The organism is Burkholderia sp. ABCPW 111 (assembly GCF_000773065.1).
Taxonomy (GTDB): Bacteria; Pseudomonadota; Gammaproteobacteria; order Burkholderiales; family Burkholderiaceae; genus Burkholderia; species Burkholderia savannae.
Window position 1 is genome coordinate 1 of the sequence record NZ_JPWT01000052.1, and the last position, 16,658, is coordinate 16,658.

Genomic DNA, 16,658 nt, shown 5'->3' on the forward strand with positions numbered 1-16,658 from the left:
GTTGATCAGCGCGCGGCTCGCGCGCTGGACGAACCTCGTCGATCTGTACCGCGCGCTGGGCGGCGGCTGGATCGAGCGCGCGGGCGACACGCCGCGCCCAGCGGATGCGCCCGTCGACTACGGACATGCGGCGGCGCCCGCGGCGGCGATGGCGGTAGCGATTTTGTCCACCAAAAATTAGTTGAGCACGCAACCAATTAAGAGACGGCGATACGAATCGAACAATGACCGGCGATACCGTAATCGGTACGGATGCACAATCGGCGAAGCTTTTGCACAATCGGACGCAGCAGCCAATCAAGAGCTCGCCTAGAACCCGAGAGACAGCAACAAAACGGAAATCGATTCACCCAGCAGACATAACAACAAAGCAACAAGACTTCCGTGTTCTTCGCGATGCGTATCTCAATGTTGAATAACCTTGAGGCACAGCATGAATGATCGTCGTATCCCCCCAACGCTGAGCGCGTCCGTCCGTACGCGCGTCAACGTACCCATCCGTCCGCGCACCGACCAGCAGCGGTACGAGGCCGAGATGGTGACGTTCCAGGGCCTTTGCGACAGCGCCGAGCATCTCGCGCTCGTCTTCGGGCCGCTCACCGACGCGCCGCTCGTGCGCGTGCATTCCGAGTGCCTGACGGGCGACGTGTTCGGCTCCGCGCGCTGCGATTGCGGCGAGCAGCTCGACGAGTCGGTCGCGATGTTCGGCCGCGAAGGCGGCATCCTGCTCTATCTGCGTCAGGAAGGCCGCGGCATCGGGCTGTACAACAAGCTCGACGCATACCGCCTGCAGATCTCGCAAGGGCTCGACACGTTCGCCGCGAACCGCGCGCTGAACTTCCCCGACGACCTGCGCGATTTCCGCGTCGCCGCGCAGATGCTTCAGGCGCTCGGCGTCAGCGAGATCTCGCTCGTCACCAACAACCCGGACAAGATTTCGCAGATCGAGAAGCACGGCATCCAGATCAAGCGCGTGCGGCAGACGGGCGTGTTCGTCAACCACACGAACCAGGGCTACCTGCGCGCGAAGATCGATCACCACCGTCACGCCATCAACCTCAGCCAGGAACTGCAATGATCACTCACCGCGCACCGATCAGCGGGATTGCCGCGCACCGCGACCAATACGTTCTGACTGCCGGTTACGACAACCAGGTCATCCTGTGGGACGCGAAGACCCAGCGTCCGCTCGCCCGCGCGATGCACGACCATCTCGCGAACCAGGGCGCGTTCTCGCCAGACGGCGCGTACGTCGTCACGTCGTCGTCCGATTACAGCGCGCGCCTTTGGACCGTGCCCGATCTGCGGCTCGTCGCCGTGTTCGCCGACCAGGAAGACGACGTCGAGATGAGCGCGTTCCATCCGGACAAGCCGCTCGTCGCGACCGCGTCGCGCGATCATCGCGTGCGGGTCTACGACTTCAGCGGCAAGCTGCTGAACACGTTCGGCGGCCACGCCGCCGACGTGATCTCCGTCGAATGGATGCGCGGCACCGACGAGATCGTGTCGTCGAGCGACGACGGCACGATCAAGCGCTGGTCGCTCGCGAAGAACGGCCTCGTCGCCGACATCGATCTCGACGGCATCGAAACCGACACGATCGCGATCGCCGCCGACGGCCGCATTTTCGCGGGCAACGACGAGGGCGAAATCATCTCGATCGGCGTCGACGGCGCGCGCGCGACGATCGACGCGCACGACGCGGGCGTGAAGCGGCTCGTGCTCGACGGCGACCGGGGCCTGCTCGTGTCGCTGTCGTACGACCGCACGATGCGGCTCTGGAGGATCGGCGCGTCCGGCCAGCCGGAAGCACTCGGCGGCGCGGCGCTGCCGCCCGAGGTGTGGCCGCGCTCGTGCTCGTTCGAAGGCGACGAGCACATCGTGTTCTCGACGTTCCATTCGAGCTATCGCCGCTACAACTGGAAGACCGAGCACTGGGACGCGGCCGAACTGCCGCCGACGCACGGCGTGAACGCGGTGGAGCCCGTCGACGGCCATCTGTGGACGATCGGCGATGCGGGCATCGTGCGTGTCGACCAGCGCGAGCATGCGCGCACGGGCAGCCTGTGCAATTTCCTCACGCCGGCGGGCGAGCTGATCCTGACGGGCGGCCAGCTCGGCAAGGTATTCGACGCGCGCAGCGGCCGCGAGCTGCACCAGCACCGTTCGCCGCTGAACTGCGGCGCGTCGTTCGAGCGCGACGGCATCGCGCACGCGGTGATCGGCGCGTACACGGGCGAAGGCATCGTGCTGCGGATCGACGGCACGAAGGCGACGCACGCCGCCGACCTGCCGCTGCACGCGAACGCGGTCAAGGGCATCGCGGTTTCGGGCGATCAGATTTTCTCGGTCGCGGCCGATGCGTCGGCGACCTGGTATAGCGCATCGACGCTCGAGCCGGTGTTCGAGCTCAAGCGCGCGCACGACAAGATCGCGAACGGCTGCGCGGGCCTCGGCGGCGGCTACTTCGCGTCGGTGAGCCGGGACCTGAAATTGCGGATCTGGTCGCCCGACCATCACGCAGACGTGATCGCGACGCCGCACACGCACTCGATCAAGTGCGTCGCGGCGAGCGCCGACGGCCGCCACGTCGCGACGGGCAGCTACAACGGCCGCGTCGCCGTCTACGACCGGATCGAGAAGCGCTGGGCGCTCGACGTGCGCGTGACGACCGCGGGCGTGTCGTCGCTCTCCTACGACCCGGCCGCGCGCGCGTTCCTCGCGAGCTCGTACGACGGCAACGTCTATCGCATCCCGCTGGAGCGCGCATGAGCGCCGCCGAACCGCACTACATCGACGCGCAGCGCACCATCGCGCCCGTCGACGGGCCGCTCGCCGCGCCGCGCGAGTACGCGGCGGTGCTGCGCTCGGATTTCGTGTCGAGCTACCACGACGGGCGCGACGTCTGGACCGACGAGGCCGCGATGCGCCCGGCGAGCGCGATCCTGCACGAGCATCTCGGCCGCCCGGCGGACATTCTCGACGCGGGCGCGGGCCGCGGCCGGGACACCGCGTACTTTCTCGAGCACGGGCACCAGGTGACGGCGGTCGATCTCGTCGAGCCGCCGGAGTGGGCGCAACTCGCGCAGCGCTGGGGCGAGCGCGTGCGTTTCGTGACGCGCGCCGTGTCCGAATTCGAAGGCGCGGCGCTCTTCGACGGCGCGCTCGACAACGGCTGCCTGCACCATCAGCATCCTGACGCGTACGGCGCGTACCTCGCGCGCGTTCATGCGCTGCTGCGCCCCGAAGGGCTTTTCACGATCTCGGTGTTCGAGTCCGACGGCCCGGGGCGGCTGTACGCAAACCAGGCGCAGCGCCTCTACCGCGAGTTCACCGAGCCCGAGCTCGTCGAACTGCTGGCCGCCGCGCATTTCACGCCCGTCAGCAGCCACCGCGTGCCGCGGCCGAAGGCCGGCCTGCACTACCTGGTGCTGACGGTTCGCAAAACCCGAACCGACTGACGCGAGTTGATGCCTATGACGCTCAAGCTGGCCGACAACCCGAACTATCTCAGCGACCGCGCGGCGATGGCGCTGCCGGAGAACCTGTTCGTCGCGCGTACGAGCGCGACCGTGTTTTCGACGCATCTCGACCTGCTGCGCGCCGCGCCCGAGCAGTGGAGCGCGATCGCGCAGGACCCGGACGCGCCGTTCGAGCGGCGCTACGCGGCGGGCACGCTGCTCGGATTCGCGGGCGACGCGCGAATCCGCCCGCTCGATCCGGCGATGTGCGACGTGCCCGCCGCGCAGGCGCGTCTCGGCACCGAGCCCGAACGGGTGCCGCAGGTCGTCGCCGAATGGGAGCGCGTCGGCGTGATCGAGGAGTGGATCGCGAAGGAGTGCCCGCGCTACACGACGGAGCTCGCCGCGTTCCGGATGATGCGCTATCCGGTCACGAACCTCGAATACCGGCTCTTCCTCGAAGAGACGGACGCGCCGTGGCTGCCGACGTCGTGGACGTTCGGCGTCTATCCGGTCGAGCGCGCGAACCATCCGGTCTGGACGGTGCCCGCCGAGGCGGCCGATGCGTACGCGCACTGGCTGAGCGAAGCGACCGGGCGGCGCTTCCGGCTACCGACCGAGGCCGAATGGGAGTACGCGGCGTCCGGCGGCGCGGGCGTCGAGTATCCGTGGGGCGACGCGTTCGATCCGCGCGCGGCGAACACGGTCGAGGCCGGACCGTTGTCGACGACGCCCGTCGGCATCTTCCCGCTCGGCCGCAGCGTGTTCGGCATCGACGATCTCGCCGGCAACGTGGAGGAATATGTCGCGGACGACTATCGCCCGTATCCGGGCGGCGCGCCGATCGACGACGACCTCGCCGTCACGCAAGGCAGCTACCGGATCGCGCGCGGCGGCAGCTTCACGCGCTTCGGCGATCTCGCGCGCTGCGCGCGCCGTCACGGCCGCTATCAGCGCGACATCTACGCAATGGGCTTCCGGCTCGTGGAGTCGCGATGAGCGCCGCGCGGATCGCCGATCGGCGCGCGCGCCGCGCATCGATGCCGCCCGCCCGCGGCCGCCCCGCACGAATGGCGCGCGCCGCATCCTCGACGGACGGCCGACGATGAGCACGTTTTCCGACATCGACCGTGCGCACATGACCCGCGCGCTGCGGCTCGCCGAACAGGGTCTTTACACGACGCATCCGAATCCGCGCGTCGGCTGCGTGATCGCGCGCGGCGAAGAGGTGCTCGGCACCGGCTGGCATCGGCGCGCGGGCGAGCCGCACGCGGAAGTGCACGCGCTGCGCGAGGCCGGCGAGCGCGCGCGCGGCGCGACCGCATACGTGACGCTCGAGCCGTGCGCGCATTACGGCAGGACGCCGCCGTGCGCGAACGCGCTCGTCGCGGCGGGCGTCGCGCGCGTCGTCATCGCGGCGCGCGATCCGTTCGAGCAGGTAGCCGGGCGCGGCGCCGCGCGCCTCGCCGACGCGGGCATCGTCGTCGAACAGGGGCTGATGGAAGGTTACGCGCGCGAGCTGAACATCGGCTTCTTCAGCCGGATCGAGCGCGGCCGGCCATGGACGCGCGCGAAGCTGATCCTGTCGATCGACGGGCCGCTCGACGAAATCGACCGAACGGTGCTCGACGTGACGGAATCGGAGTCCCGCGACGACATCCGGCACTGGCGCGCGCGCAGCTCGGTGGTGCTCGCGCCGCAAGGCCCGGCCTACGCTGCGGCGAGGAACGGCGCCGCGCCGCGCTACCTCGTTCGCTCGTGCGACTGCGCGGCGCTCGACGCGGCGCCCGCGACGGCGGAAGGCGTGCCGACGCTCGCGCTGCATCGCGAAGGCGCTCGCCAGGCCCACGCGCCGTCAGCCGGCGCATCGATCGAGGCCGGCATCGACGCCGAAGCGGACCTGCCCCTGCCCGACGCGCTCGCGCGTCTTGCCGCCCAGGGCGCGAACGAGCTGTTCGTCGATGCCGATCTCTCACTGTGCGACGCGCTGTTCGAAGGCGATCTCGCCGACGAGCTACTGCTCTACGTGCACCCGTCACGCTGCGGCGCGCCCGTACCGGCGCCGCGGCTCGTCGCGTCGATCGACGACGTCGCGCACCGCTGGGGCCTGCGGCCGTTTCAGCATCTCGCGATCGGCTGCGGCCAGCGCATCCTGCTGCGCCGTCTCGCGCGTCCGCCCGGGCGCGCCGTACTTCAATAGCCGCGCGGCGCCCAGCGTCGCGCACCGTTTTTTCCCCGCACCACATCGAACGAGGACCTCAATGAACGCATCTGCTGTCGAGACCATCTACGAGTCGACCGAAGACAAGGCGGCACTGACTTCGGTGGTCGACTTGGTGAAGCTGTCCGACCAATACCGGCAATCGGCGATCCTGCATTACGCCGTCGCCGAAAAGCTGTTCGATCTCACGCAAACGAGCCGCACGCCCGCCGAAGTCGCGGCGAGCTTCGGCATGGTCGAGGGCAAGGCCGCGATCCTGTTGCACGCGCTCGTCGCGCTTGGCCTGCTCGCCAAGGAAGGCGACGCGTTCCGCAACACCGAGCTGACCGCGCGCTACTTGACGACCACGAGCGCCGACTACATCGGCCCGATCGTCGAGCATCAGCATCTGCAATGGGACAACTGGCCGCGCCTGGGCGAGATCCTGCGCAGCGAGAAGCCGCTCGCGTTCCAGCAGGAAAGCCGCTTCGCGCACGACACGCGCGCGCGCGACGCGTTCAACGACGCGATGGTGCGCCTGAGCCAACCGATGGTCGACGTGGTGAGCGGCCTGGGCGTGTTCGCGAGCGCGCGCACCGTGATCGATCTCGCGGGCGGCCACGGCACGTATCTCGCGCAAGTGCTGCGCCGCCACCCGGAGCTGACGGGCCAGATCTGGGATCTGCCGACGACCCGCGACGCCGCGCAGAAGACGGTCAAGGCGCACGGCTTGGCCGGCCGCGTCGAGTTCTTCGAGAAGAACCTGCTCGACGCGCGCAACTTCGAGGGCGGCGCGGCCGATGTCGTGATGCTGAACGATTGCCTGCACTACTTCGACGATCCGGAGGCGCGCGCCGTGATCGGCCACGCGGCCGGCCTCGTGAAGCCGGGCGGCGCCCTCCTGATCCTCACGATGACGATGAACGGCGATCGCGTGACGCCCGCGCTCTCCGCCGATTTCTCGCTGCACATGATGGTGAACACGAATCACGGCGAACTGCATCCGACGCCGTGGATCGCCGGCGTCGTGCGCGACAACGGCCTGTCGGTCAGCGAGCGTTCGATCGGCCGCTACACGCTGCTCATCGGTCAACGTCCCGCCAGCGAGGTCTAACCATGCTCGTTTTCGAACTGATCAATCTCGACGTCAATCCCGCCGACGCGGAACGGATCACGCGCACGCTGTCCGCGCAATGCACGGCGGCCGGCTACCGGCTGCGCGCGCCCGAGACGAACGGCGCGGCGCCCGACGGCGTGTTCGTGCTGTCCCGCTCGGCGTCGGCCGAGGCGAGCGCCGAGCGCGCCGGCACGGCCGGCTGGGCGGCCGCCGCGCAGATCCGCATCGATCCGGCCGGCACGGAAGGCGAAGCGCCCGCGGTCTGGCGCGAAGGCCATTCGAGCGCGTTCTGCTATCCGCTCGCGCTCGAGCTGACGGCGGCCGACGCGTCGTCCGACATCGCGCGCGACTGGCTCGCGAGCTTCGCGACGTTCACCGCGTGCATCAAGATGTGGCGCCGGCTGCGCGACGAACCCGAGCAGGGCCAGCCGCGCGAGCTGCGCGTGAACCACATCAACATCCTTGCGCGCGATCTGGACAAATCGGTCGATTTCTACCGCCGAATCTTTGGAGCCTCTTACTGCTACAACCTCGGTCCGAAGAAGGTTGTAATGGAGCTGAACGGCTTCGATTTCTTCATCGAGCAGGCGGACGCCGTCGCCTACCCGCCCGGCTATCACTTCGGCGTGCGTTCGGACCCGGACGGCGTGAAGACGATCGCCGCGCTCGTCGAGGCGGACGGCGGCATCAGGATCGTCAAGGGCAACGGCCCGGCGCCCGGCTATCACGCCGGCCCGGACCGCGTGCGCACCGCCTTCTACTTCCAGGACCCCGACGGGCTCGAAATCGAAGTCTATTCTCCGGAGATCGAAATGCTCGAGAGCAATCCGCACCTGATCTCGCAGCATCTGTCGCCATCCTGACGCCCATCCAACCCAGCAATCGACGAGGTAGTCCATGAGTTCCATCACCGCCCCTTCGTGGGGAGAGCTGCTGTCCGGCCGCAACGGCTTGCGCTCGATCGCGCTCGCAGGCGGCGTCGCGCTGCACGCGATCAACATCTACATCGCGACGACGATCCTGCCTTCGGTCGTGCGCGACATCGGCGGGCTCGAGTACTACGCATGGAACACCACGCTGTTCATGGCTGCCTCGATCATCGGCGCGCCGCTGTCCGCGAACGTGCTGAGCCGTTTCGGCCCGCGCGCCGCGTATCTCGTCGCGCTCGTCGTGTTCTGCGCGGGCACGCTCGCGTGCGCGGGCGCGAACGGCATGCCGTGGATGCTCGTCGGCCGCGCCGCGCAGGGTTTCGGCGGCGGCATCCTGTTCGCGCTCAGCTACGCGCTGATTCGCATCGTGTTCGACGAGCGGCTGTGGTCGCGCGCGATGGCGATGGTGTCCGGCATGTGGGGCGTCGCGACGCTGTGCGGGCCCGCGATCGGCGGGATCTTCGCGCAGTCGGGCACGTGGCGGCTCGCGTTCGTCGCGCTCGTGCCCGTCGCCGTCGTGCTCGCGCTGATCGTGATCGTCCAGCTGCCCGCGCGCGAGGCGTCGGGCGCGCAGGCCGCGCGGCCCGCGATCGGCAAGATCCTGCTGCTCGCGGTGTCGGTGCTCGTCGTGTCGGTCGCGAGCCTGTCGAGGGAGATCGTCGCGAACGTCGCGGGCGTCGCGGCCGGCATCGCGATCACCATCCTGATCGCGCGCTTCGAGCGCGGCGCGACGATCCGGCTGCTGCCGACGGGCGCGTACGACGTGCGCGCGCCGCTCGGCGCGATCTACGCGTGCATGAGCCTGCTCGTGATCGGGATGACCACCGAGATCTTCGTTCCGTATTTCCTGCAGATCATTCACGGCTACCCGCCGCTGCTCGCCGGCTATCTGACCGCGCTGATGGCGGCCGGCTGGACGGCCGGCTCGCTGTTCAGCTCGGGGCGCAGTGCGCGCACCGCGCAGGCGCTCGTGCGCGGCGGGCCGCTTCTCGTCGTGCTCGCGCTCGTCGCGCTCGCGATCGTCGTGCCGCCGTCGCACCTGCTGAGCGCCGGGCCCGGCCTCGCGGTGCTGTGCGCGGCGCTCGCGGCGGTAGGCGTCGGCATCGGCGTCGGCTGGCCGCATCTGCTCACGCAGGTGCTGCAGAGCGCGCCGGCTGGCCAGGAAGATCTCGCTTCGACGTCGATCACCACCGTCCAGCTCTATGCAACCGCGATCGGCTCCGCGCTCGCCGGCCTCGTCGCGAACCTCGCCGGCTTCTCCGAGCCGGGCGGCCTCGCGGGCGCACAGCAGGCGGCCGCGTGGCTCTTCTCGGTATTCGCGGCGGCGCCCGTGCTCGCCGCGCTCGTCGCGCGGCGCGTGCGCGCCCGATGACCGCCGCGCGCGCCGCCGCCATCGCGGCGCGCGGCGCGCGTCGCCCTGCCGATCCCCGCAACACGACAAGCACGACGCACGATGAGCCTGCTGACCGAGATCGATTCATTCAAGAGCCTGCACGCGTTCGCGATCGCCGGATGGGCGACGATCGTCACGATCAACAACGTGCAGACGTTCGCGACGACGACCAACACCGTCGGCCGCACGATGAGCATGGCGCTGCTGAAGCAGGACCCGCCCGTCGACACGCCGCTGCTGCGCCGCGCGACGACGTCTCGCGGCCTGCACCGCGCGGCGCTCGCGATCATCGTGCTGCTGCAGGCGTTCACCGCGATCGCGATGTGGGGCGGCCTCTGGCAGTGCCTGGCGACGCCCGCGCCGCATGCACCCGCGCTGCCGTGGCTCGACGCCGGCGCGACAGGCTTCGCCGCTTGCGCGCTCGCGCTGCTGCTCGGCGGGCTGTGGTACGGCTACTGGATACGGCAGGAAGGCCTGCAATTGACCCACATCGCGCTCGTCGTCTGGTCGATCGCCGCCTATCTGCTGTTCCACCTCGGTACGACAACTTGACTTGACAGGATCACTGCGATGACGACCCATCTTTCCCTCCACGACGGCGATCACGTCGTGCGGTTCGACGACGACGTCGCGGCCCGGCTCGACGGCGTCGAGTTGCGGCTGCTCGCGGGCCGCGTCGTGGCGATCCGCGAAAACCAGTTCATCGATCTGCAAAACGTGATCGCCGGCGGCGGCGCCGTCACGCGCGACGGCAACCCGTTCGACCTGCGCCGACGCAATCTCGGCACGCTCCATTACGACTTCGGCGGTCACGGCGAGCTGGCGCTGCGCGATGCCGAAACCGATGCCGATGCCGATGCCGCGCGCATCGCGGCCGCGCTCGCGCGCGAAGTTGACGCCGCGCCCGCGTCGCAGCCGGAGGCCGTCACGCTCACGCCCGGCGACCGGCTTTCGTTCCTGCCGTTCGAGCACGCGCGCGACGTGCCGAACATCTCGGCGGATGCGACCCATAACGCGGCGACGCGGCTCACGCTGTCGCACTGGCCGGCGAACCGCACGCCCGCGCGATACAAGGCGAACCTGTCGACCGAGAGCGTGCTGCGCTTCGTGCCCGAGAGGCTCGACGAGATCGACGTGCGCCACGTGACGACCGATCACTTCGATCTCGACGGGCTCGCGTCGGTGTACGGGCTGATCGCGCCGGATCATGCGCTGCGCCATCAGGCGCTGCTCGTCGACGTCGCCCGCTTCGGCGACTTCGCGCGCGGCCGCTCGGACACCGCGCGGCGGCTCGCGTTCGCGCTGAATGCCGTCGTCGCGCGCGCGGCGCGCGACATCGGCGCGCCGCGCGACGAAAGCACGCGCATCGCGCGGGTCTTCCGCGCGCTGCTGCCGGTGCTGCGCGATCTGCTCGACGCGCCATCGATACCCGGCGAGCTCTGGCTCGACGCCGACCGGCACCACGCGTCGACCGAGGCGCTGCTCGATCATCCGGACGCGGCGCTCGAGCAGCATCCGGAACTCGACCTCGCGGTGTTTCGCCTGCCCGCCGCAAACGCGCTGCGCGGATGCGCGTCGCAGCGCTATTTCGGCCTATCGCCGATCGGCTTCCACAACCGGACGCCGCTGTCGACGCTCGCGCTCGTCGCGCACGGCGACGTCGTCGTGCATCAACGCTACGAGGGGTGGGTCGAACGCGTGTCGGCGGCGCCGCGGCCGCGGCGCGATCTGTCGATCTTCGCGCGCGCGCTGCAGGCGGTCGAGCCGCACGCGTGCCGCTGGCAGTACGACGGCGTGCAGCACATCATGCCGAGGCTCGGCCATGACGGCATTCGACCGAGCGGCATTCCGGCGGACGCGATCGTGCTCGAACTGAAGCGGCTGCTCGCGGTCGCGCCCGCCGCGTGGGAGCCGACGCCCGCCGCCGAGCCGCACGACGACGCGCCGCTCGCTCGCGTCGCGAGCGGCGCGCTCGGCTAGAGCATCGCGACGACGGCGGATTGCCCGGCAGCCGCCAGCGCACTGGCCGGCCCTTGCGGCGCGGCGCGCTCGAGCACCACCGATAGCTGATTGCGCAGCAACGATTGCGGAATCCGGTTGCAATAGCCGGCGCCCGACGCCAGATCGATCAGCTCGTTCTTGCTCGACGCGGAGAACTTGCAGCGCAGGTTTTCCACGTATTGCTCGATCGTCCGGGCCGACAAGCCGAGGATGTTCGCGACATCCTTCGCCGTCTTGTTGCGCGCGAGAAAAAACAGCACCTGCCGTTCGCGCTCGGTCAGCGCGAGCGCGTCCCTCGGCGAATCGATCCGGTAGGTGCCTTGCTCGAACGGATCGCCGACCCGCTTGCCCGTGTACGAATCGCCGATCACGCGGCCGAGCGTGACCATGTCGAGCTGCGACACCTCCGCCGCATGGAAGATCGTGCCGACGATTTCCTTGTTGCTGTCGACAAGCGGAATTTTCGTGAACACAAACGCCATCCAGACGTCCGACGCATACGGGTGGATGTCGAGCACCTTGATCGCCCGGCCGGTTTCGCGGACCTCGCGGTCCTGCGCCTGGAATTGGTCCGCACAATTCGACGATCCGCACGGCAGATCGAATGCGGATTTGTTCTCGAGCTCGCGCGGATTGTGCACGCCGACGACTCGCGCGAACGAATCGTTGACGTGAATGAATCGCGACTGGCTGTCCTGGCAGCCCCAAAGACCGGGATAATGATCGAAAATCAACTTCAGTTGGTCAACGAAACAAGTCATCAGGCCTCCAATTGGTATTTTTTCCGTCGCACCTGCGAGTTCGCCGCGCGCGCCAATGCGCGAGCGGACGAAACAGTCTCCTCCACTGCTTGATCGATCACTGCATGTCGGCATGCGCAACGGCGTCGCGCGTGCGCGCCGACGCGCGCACGCGCGAATCCGATCGGAAGATCGGTGTTCCGCCATGTCTTGAAACACGACTGTCGCGTATTCGAAATAAAACGATCCGCGAATTCGTTCGCGGATCATCGACGAGAAGAGGCGGTCACACGTGCGCGGCACAACGCCCGCGCGACCCGTTTCGAAGTTTAAAGCAATGCAATCGTAATATTTAGCCTGAAGGCGCTATTAGTGTTTTATAAAGCGAAAATCTCTATTTCTATTTTTATTCGCTTATCGTTCACACATTCGATTTAAACTCGGGCAGGCGAGAGCCGATTCGCGCGCCCATTTCGGCGCCGAGCGCCTGCAAGCCGCTTGCCGGCCGCACCATCACCTCGAACTCGACGATCTTGCCCGCTTCGTCGAAGCGGATCAGATCGACGCCCTTCAACTGCTTGTCGCCCACTCGCGCGCTGAATTCGAGCACGACGCTCAGGCCATCGTCGGTCGCGAGCTGCCGGTGATAGACGAAATCCTCGAATACGTTGATGACCGTGCCGATCGCGAGCACCAGCGCGGGCGCGCCCGCGTAGGCCGAATGCGCGATCGGCGAGCGGAACACCGCATTCGGATCGGCGATATCGGCCAGCCGGGTCATGTCGTGCGCGGCGACCATCGCATGCCAGCGCTCGAGTGACGGCAGCACGGCCGGGTGCACGCCGGCGGGAATCGAAGTCATGTCGCGTCTCCTTGTCAGTCAATGGTTGATGTCGCACTGTCGTGCGACGTGACGTGCCGTGATCTGCCGTGATGCCGCGCCGCACGCGCATCGGCACGTGCGGCGCGGCGAGCCGCCCGCATCAGATCGATGCCGCGAGCCTCGTGCCCTGCAGGATCGCGCGTTTCGCGTCGAGCTCGGCGGCGACGTGCGCGCCGCCGATCAGATGCACCGAGCAGCCCGCCGCGCGCAGGCCGTCGTACAGCTCGCGCTGCGGCTCCTGGCCCGCGCAGACGACGACGCTGTCCACCGCGAGCGTCTGCGGCTCGCCGTCGATCGTCACGTGCAGCCCTGCGTCGTCGATCCGCTCGTAAGACACGCTCGACGACATCGCAACGCGCCGCGACTTCAGCGACGTCCGGTGAATCCAGCCCGTCGTCTTGCCGAGCCCGTCGCCGACCTTCGACGCCTTGCGCTGCAGCAGATGCACGTTGCGCGCGGCGGCGTCGACGTGCGGCATCCGCACGCCGCCGCGCTGCTCGTAGCCGACGTCGATGCCCCATTCCGCGTAGAACTTCGGCGGCGCGACGCTCGCGCTTTCGCCCGTCTGCGTCAGATATTCGCTGACGTCGAAGCCGATTCCGCCCGCGCCGATCACGGCGACGTTCGCGCCGACCGGCTTGCCGTCGCGCAGCACGTCGAGATAGCCGAGCACGTTGGCGCGATCGACGCCGTCGATGTCGGGCACGCGGGGCACGACGCCCGTGGCGAGCACGATTTCGTCGAAGCCGCCGCCCGCGAGCCGCGCGACGTCGGCGCGCGTGTTCAGATGCAGCGTGAGCCCGTGCAGCTCGATCTGCCGGCGGAAATAGCGCAGCGTCTCATGGAACTCCTCCTTGCCGGGCACCTTCTTCGCGACGTTGAACTGCCCGCCGATCTCCGGCGACGCCTCGAACAGCTCGACCTCGTGCCCGCGCTCGGCGGCCGTGACCGCGAAGCTCAGGCCCGCGGGCCCCGCGCCGACCACCGCGATCCGCTTGCGCTGCGCGGCGGGCGTGATCACGAGCTCGGTCTCGTGGCACGCGCGCGGGTTGACGAGGCACGACGTGATCTTGCCGCTGAAGATGTGGTCGAGGCATGCCTGGTTGCAGCCGATGCAGGTGTTGATCTCATCGGCGCGGCCCTCGCGCGCCTTGCGCACGAATTGCGAATCGGCGAGGAACGGCCGCGCCATCGACACCATGTCGCAATAGCCTTCGGCGAGCAGTTGCTCGGCGATTTCCGGCGTGTTGATCCGGTTCGTCGCGACAAGCGGAATGCCGACCTTGCCGACGAGCCGCTTCGTCACCCACGCATACGCGGCGCGCGGCACCTTCGTCGCGATCGTCGGGATGCGCGCCTCGTGCCAGCCGATGCCGGTGTTCAGGATTGTCGCGCCGGCCGCCTCGACCGCCTGCGCGAGCCGGATCACTTCGTCGAGCGTCGAGCCGCCTTCGACGAGGTCGAGCATCGACAGCCGGTAGATGATGATGAAATTCGCGCCGACCCGCTCGCGCACGCGCCGCACGATCTCGACCGGAAAGCGGATGCGATTTTCGTATGGGCCGCCCCATTCGTCGTCACGATGGTTCGTGCGCGCCGCGATGAATTCGTTGATCAGATAGCCTTCGGAGCCCATGATCTCGACGCCGTCGTAGCCCGCGTACTGCGCGAGCGCCGAGCAGCGCACGAAATCGTCGATCGTCGCGTCGACCTCGCTCGCCGACAGCGAATGCGGCGTGAACGCGTTGATCGGCGCCTTCAGCGCGCTCGGCGCGACGAGCGACGGGTGATACGCATAACGGCCGAAGTGCAGGATCTGCATCGCGATCTTGCCGTGCGCGTCGTGCACCGCGCGCGTGACGATCCGGTGGCGCTCGGCCTCTTCCTCCGTCGTGAGCATCGAGCCGCCCGGCATCATCCGGCCTCGCTCGTTCGGCGCGATCCCGCCCGTGACGATGAGCCCCGCCTCGCCGCGCGCGCGCTCCGCGTAGAACGCGGCCATCCGCTCGAAGCCGTTGGGCGCTTCCTCGAGCCCGACGTGCATCGAGCCCATCAATACGCGATTCTTCAACGACGTGAAACCGAGCTCCAGTGGAGCCGTCAGGTGGGGATAGTAAGTCATCGGTCGCTCTTTTTTTGCAACGGGTTGCATAAATATATCGACATCGCCTTTCAATTGCAACGCGTTGCATAAAGTGAGCGCTCTAAACGGGCGGACGCTGCGCGGTATGGCAAGATGCAAGGGTTTCGACCACTCGCCCGCTCGTCAATGTCCCTGCCTCACGCGCTGCTCACCTCCCTCGCCGAACGCCCGGGCTCAGGCTCCGAGCTGACGCGCCGCTTCGACCGCTCGATCGGCTACTTCTGGCACGCGACGCATCAGCAGATCTACCGCGAGCTCGCGCGGCTCGAGGGCGAAGGCTGGGTCGAATCCACGCCCGTCGAGCAGGCTCGCGGGCGCAAACGCGCGTACCGGATACTGCCCGCGGGCCGCAAGGAGCTCAAACGCTGGATCGCGCAACACGACGATCCGAAGCCGCTGCGCGACGAGCTGATGATCCGGCTGCGCGCGGAAGCGGTCGTCGGGCCGACGGGGCTCGGCGACGAAATCAAGCGGCGGCTCGATCTGCATCGACAAAAGCTCGCGCTCTATCGCGAGATCGAGGCGCGCGATTTCGCGCACGACATGAACACGAAGGATCGTCGCCTGCAGCATCTCGTGCTGCACGCGGGCATCATGCAGGAGAGTCAGAGCATCGAGCTGATGCAACAGGCGCTCAACATTCTGTCGATGCCCGCAGAGAAATCGAAGCGGCGCGGCGCGTGAGGCCGCGGGCGCGCGCCGGCCGCGCCCCGCGCGACCGACTGCGCCGGCCGCCGCATCGAGTCACGGCGAGTCGCTCTGCAAACACTTGACGCCGATCGGCGCATGCGCGCGCCACAGCGGCTACAGTGCGCGAGCCGCGCCTTCTCGCGATGGCCGATGGGACGGGCTTGCTTCAGTGCCCGATCGCGCCCGATCGGCCAACACGCTCCCACCTGCATTCACGCGTGCGCATGAGCGCGAACGCGACAAGGAACCACGACATGGAATCGATCTCCTGGAACACGCCATCCGTGCGCCACGAACTGGCCGCCGTCAAGCACGCGGCGCCGTTCGTGTACGGACTCACGAACTACGTCGCCGCGAACTTGAGCGCGAACGTGTTGCTCGCCGTCGGGGCCGCGCCCGCGATCGGCGCGGCGGCCGACTGGTCCGCGCGCTTCGCCGCCGGCGCCGGCGCGCTGTGGATCAACACGGCCGCGCTGATGAGCAGCGGCGCCGACGCGCTGCGCACGGCCGCGCGCGCCGCCGCCGAGGCCGGCACGCGCTGGGTGCTGGACCCCGTCGCGGTCGGCGCGGGGGCGCCTGATTACGACGCGATCGTTCGCGGCCTGCTCGCGTTCAAGCCGACCGTGATCCGCGGCAATGCGAGCGAGCTGATCGCGCTCGCGGGTGGCGCTTCGGCCGGCAAGGGCGTCGACACGACCGCGAGCTCCGAAAGCGCGCTCGCGTTCATCGGCGATCTCGCGCGGCGCAGCGGCGCGATCGTCGCGGTGAGCGGGCCGACCGACTACGTGACGGATGGCGTCGACACGCTCGCCGTTGCGGGCGGCGACGCGCGCTTGACGCGCGTGACGGGGGCCGGGTGCGCGCTCGGTGCGCTGATCGCGGCGCTTCTCGCGCAGCGCGGTGCGCCGCTCGCCGCGGCGGGCGCGGCGCACGCGATCTATGCGATCGCCGCGGAGCGCGCGGCGGATGCGCGCGGCACCGCATCGTTCGCCGTGCGGTTCGTCGACGAATTGTCGCTGCTCGATCCGGCCGAATAACCGTCCGACACCTCGTTTCAAGCGATGCGCACGAGCAGAGGCGCCCGATTTGCGCGCCTTCGCC

At 68.6% G+C, this 16,658-nt stretch carries 15 protein-coding genes and 2 pseudogenes; 14 read left to right on the top strand and 3 right to left on the bottom strand.

Translation table 11 applies throughout. From position 1 onward, the window contains the following. The 12 genes and pseudogenes from X946_RS07275 to X946_RS07325 form a co-directional block, all read left to right on the top strand. Positions 1–181 (top strand): annotated as a pseudogene (locus X946_RS07275) (multidrug transporter); the annotation flags it as partial. Between the two features lie 31 nt (positions 182–212). Next, positions 213–415, top strand: a pseudogene (locus X946_RS36090) (hypothetical protein); the annotation flags it as partial. An 18-nt stretch (positions 416–433) separates the two neighbouring features. Beyond that, on the top strand, positions 434–1,078 hold the full coding sequence (locus tag X946_RS07280; RefSeq protein WP_052145026.1) for a GTP cyclohydrolase II: 645 nt from the start codon (positions 434–436) through the stop codon (positions 1,076–1,078). Further along, a complete protein-coding gene (locus tag X946_RS07285; RefSeq protein WP_038745326.1) occupies positions 1,075–2,772 on the top strand; it encodes a WD40 repeat domain-containing protein in 1,698 nt (565 codons plus the stop codon). The genes X946_RS07280 and X946_RS07285 overlap by 4 nt, the downstream gene beginning before the upstream one ends. Next, entirely contained in the window at positions 2,769–3,461 is a 693-nt protein-coding gene (locus X946_RS07290; protein WP_038745328.1) for a 1,6-didemethyltoxoflavin N1-methyltransferase, read from the top strand. The genes X946_RS07285 and X946_RS07290 overlap by 4 nt, the downstream gene beginning before the upstream one ends. A gap of 15 nt (positions 3,462–3,476) precedes the next feature. Further along, on the top strand, positions 3,477–4,460 hold the full coding sequence (locus tag X946_RS07295) for a formylglycine-generating enzyme family protein (protein ID WP_038745330.1): 984 nt from the start codon (positions 3,477–3,479) through the stop codon (positions 4,458–4,460). 106 nt (positions 4,461–4,566) lie between these two features. Continuing rightward, complete coding sequence (gene ribD, locus X946_RS07300; protein WP_038745332.1) at positions 4,567–5,661, top strand: bifunctional diaminohydroxyphosphoribosylaminopyrimidine deaminase/5-amino-6-(5-phosphoribosylamino)uracil reductase RibD; 1,095 nt, start codon at positions 4,567–4,569, stop codon at positions 5,659–5,661. A gap of 61 nt (positions 5,662–5,722) precedes the next feature. Beyond that, positions 5,723–6,775, top strand: coding sequence for a methyltransferase (locus tag X946_RS07305; protein WP_038745333.1), 1,053 nt, complete (start codon positions 5,723–5,725; stop codon positions 6,773–6,775). 2 nt (positions 6,776–6,777) lie between these two features. Continuing rightward, complete coding sequence (locus X946_RS07310) at positions 6,778–7,641, top strand: VOC family protein (RefSeq protein ID WP_038745335.1); 864 nt, start codon at positions 6,778–6,780, stop codon at positions 7,639–7,641. 34 nt (positions 7,642–7,675) lie between these two features. Continuing rightward, positions 7,676–9,079, top strand: a complete 1,404-nt coding sequence (locus X946_RS07315; RefSeq protein ID WP_038745337.1) for an MFS transporter — start codon at positions 7,676–7,678, stop codon at positions 9,077–9,079. A gap of 81 nt (positions 9,080–9,160) precedes the next feature. Then, a complete protein-coding gene (locus tag X946_RS07320; RefSeq protein ID WP_038745339.1) occupies positions 9,161–9,652 on the top strand; it encodes a DUF2165 family protein in 492 nt (163 codons plus the stop codon). Positions 9,653–9,670: 18 nt separating this feature from the next. Next, positions 9,671–11,080: a DUF6687 family protein gene (locus X946_RS07325; RefSeq protein ID WP_038745341.1), complete on the top strand. Its 1,410-nt coding sequence runs from the start codon at positions 9,671–9,673 to the stop codon at positions 11,078–11,080. Here X946_RS07325 and X946_RS07330 read toward each other — a convergent pair. From X946_RS07330 to X946_RS07340, 3 genes are all read right to left on the bottom strand, one after another. Next, on the bottom strand, positions 11,077–11,862 hold the full coding sequence (locus X946_RS07330; RefSeq protein ID WP_038745343.1) for a helix-turn-helix transcriptional regulator: 786 nt from the start codon (positions 11,860–11,862) through the stop codon (positions 11,077–11,079). The two genes, X946_RS07325 and X946_RS07330, sit on opposite strands and share 4 nt — an antisense overlap. Before the next feature lie 400 nt (positions 11,863–12,262). After that, on the bottom strand, positions 12,263–12,703 hold the full coding sequence (locus X946_RS07335; RefSeq protein ID WP_038745345.1) for a nuclear transport factor 2 family protein: 441 nt from the start codon (positions 12,701–12,703) through the stop codon (positions 12,263–12,265). Between the two features lie 121 nt (positions 12,704–12,824). Further along, a complete protein-coding gene (locus X946_RS07340; protein ID WP_038745346.1) occupies positions 12,825–14,846 on the bottom strand; it encodes an oxidoreductase in 2,022 nt (673 codons plus the stop codon). 147 nt (positions 14,847–14,993) lie between these two features. Here X946_RS07340 and X946_RS07345 point away from each other — a divergent pair, with 147 nt between their 5' ends. Together X946_RS07345 and X946_RS07350 are read left to right on the top strand one after the other, a co-directional pair. After that, positions 14,994–15,551 (top strand): PadR family transcriptional regulator, encoded by a 558-nt coding sequence (locus X946_RS07345; RefSeq protein ID WP_038745348.1) that lies wholly within the window; start codon positions 14,994–14,996, stop codon positions 15,549–15,551. A 260-nt stretch (positions 15,552–15,811) separates the two neighbouring features. Further along, positions 15,812–16,594: a hydroxyethylthiazole kinase gene (locus X946_RS07350; protein ID WP_038745495.1), complete on the top strand. Its 783-nt coding sequence runs from the start codon at positions 15,812–15,814 to the stop codon at positions 16,592–16,594. The last annotated feature ends 64 nt before the right edge of the window (positions 16,595–16,658 follow it).

What these genes read in the sequence shown, in the direction of transcription:
- X946_RS07280 (WP_052145026.1), top strand. Translation starts at nt 434, where the DNA reads ATGAATGATCGTCGTATCCCCCCAACGCTGAGCGCGTCCGTCCGTACG.
- X946_RS07285 (WP_038745326.1), top strand. Translation starts at nt 1,075, where the DNA reads ATGATCACTCACCGCGCACCGATCAGCGGGATTGCCGCGCACCGCGAC.
- X946_RS07290 (WP_038745328.1), top strand. Translation starts at nt 2,769, where the DNA reads ATGAGCGCCGCCGAACCGCACTACATCGACGCGCAGCGCACCATCGCG.
- X946_RS07295 (WP_038745330.1), top strand. Translation starts at nt 3,477, where the DNA reads ATGACGCTCAAGCTGGCCGACAACCCGAACTATCTCAGCGACCGCGCG.
- ribD (WP_038745332.1), top strand. Translation starts at nt 4,567, where the DNA reads ATGAGCACGTTTTCCGACATCGACCGTGCGCACATGACCCGCGCGCTG.
- X946_RS07305 (WP_038745333.1), top strand. Translation starts at nt 5,723, where the DNA reads ATGAACGCATCTGCTGTCGAGACCATCTACGAGTCGACCGAAGACAAG.
- X946_RS07310 (WP_038745335.1), top strand. Translation starts at nt 6,778, where the DNA reads ATGCTCGTTTTCGAACTGATCAATCTCGACGTCAATCCCGCCGACGCG.
- X946_RS07315 (WP_038745337.1), top strand. Translation starts at nt 7,676, where the DNA reads ATGAGTTCCATCACCGCCCCTTCGTGGGGAGAGCTGCTGTCCGGCCGC.
- X946_RS07320 (WP_038745339.1), top strand. Translation starts at nt 9,161, where the DNA reads ATGAGCCTGCTGACCGAGATCGATTCATTCAAGAGCCTGCACGCGTTC.
- X946_RS07325 (WP_038745341.1), top strand. Translation starts at nt 9,671, where the DNA reads ATGACGACCCATCTTTCCCTCCACGACGGCGATCACGTCGTGCGGTTC.
- X946_RS07330 (WP_038745343.1), bottom strand. Translation starts at nt 11,862, where the DNA reads ATGACTTGTTTCGTTGACCAACTGAAGTTGATTTTCGATCATTATCCC.
- X946_RS07335 (WP_038745345.1), bottom strand. Translation starts at nt 12,703, where the DNA reads ATGACTTCGATTCCCGCCGGCGTGCACCCGGCCGTGCTGCCGTCACTC.
- X946_RS07340 (WP_038745346.1), bottom strand. Translation starts at nt 14,846, where the DNA reads ATGACTTACTATCCCCACCTGACGGCTCCACTGGAGCTCGGTTTCACG.
- X946_RS07345 (WP_038745348.1), top strand. Translation starts at nt 14,994, where the DNA reads ATGTCCCTGCCTCACGCGCTGCTCACCTCCCTCGCCGAACGCCCGGGC.
- X946_RS07350 (WP_038745495.1), top strand. Translation starts at nt 15,812, where the DNA reads ATGGAATCGATCTCCTGGAACACGCCATCCGTGCGCCACGAACTGGCC.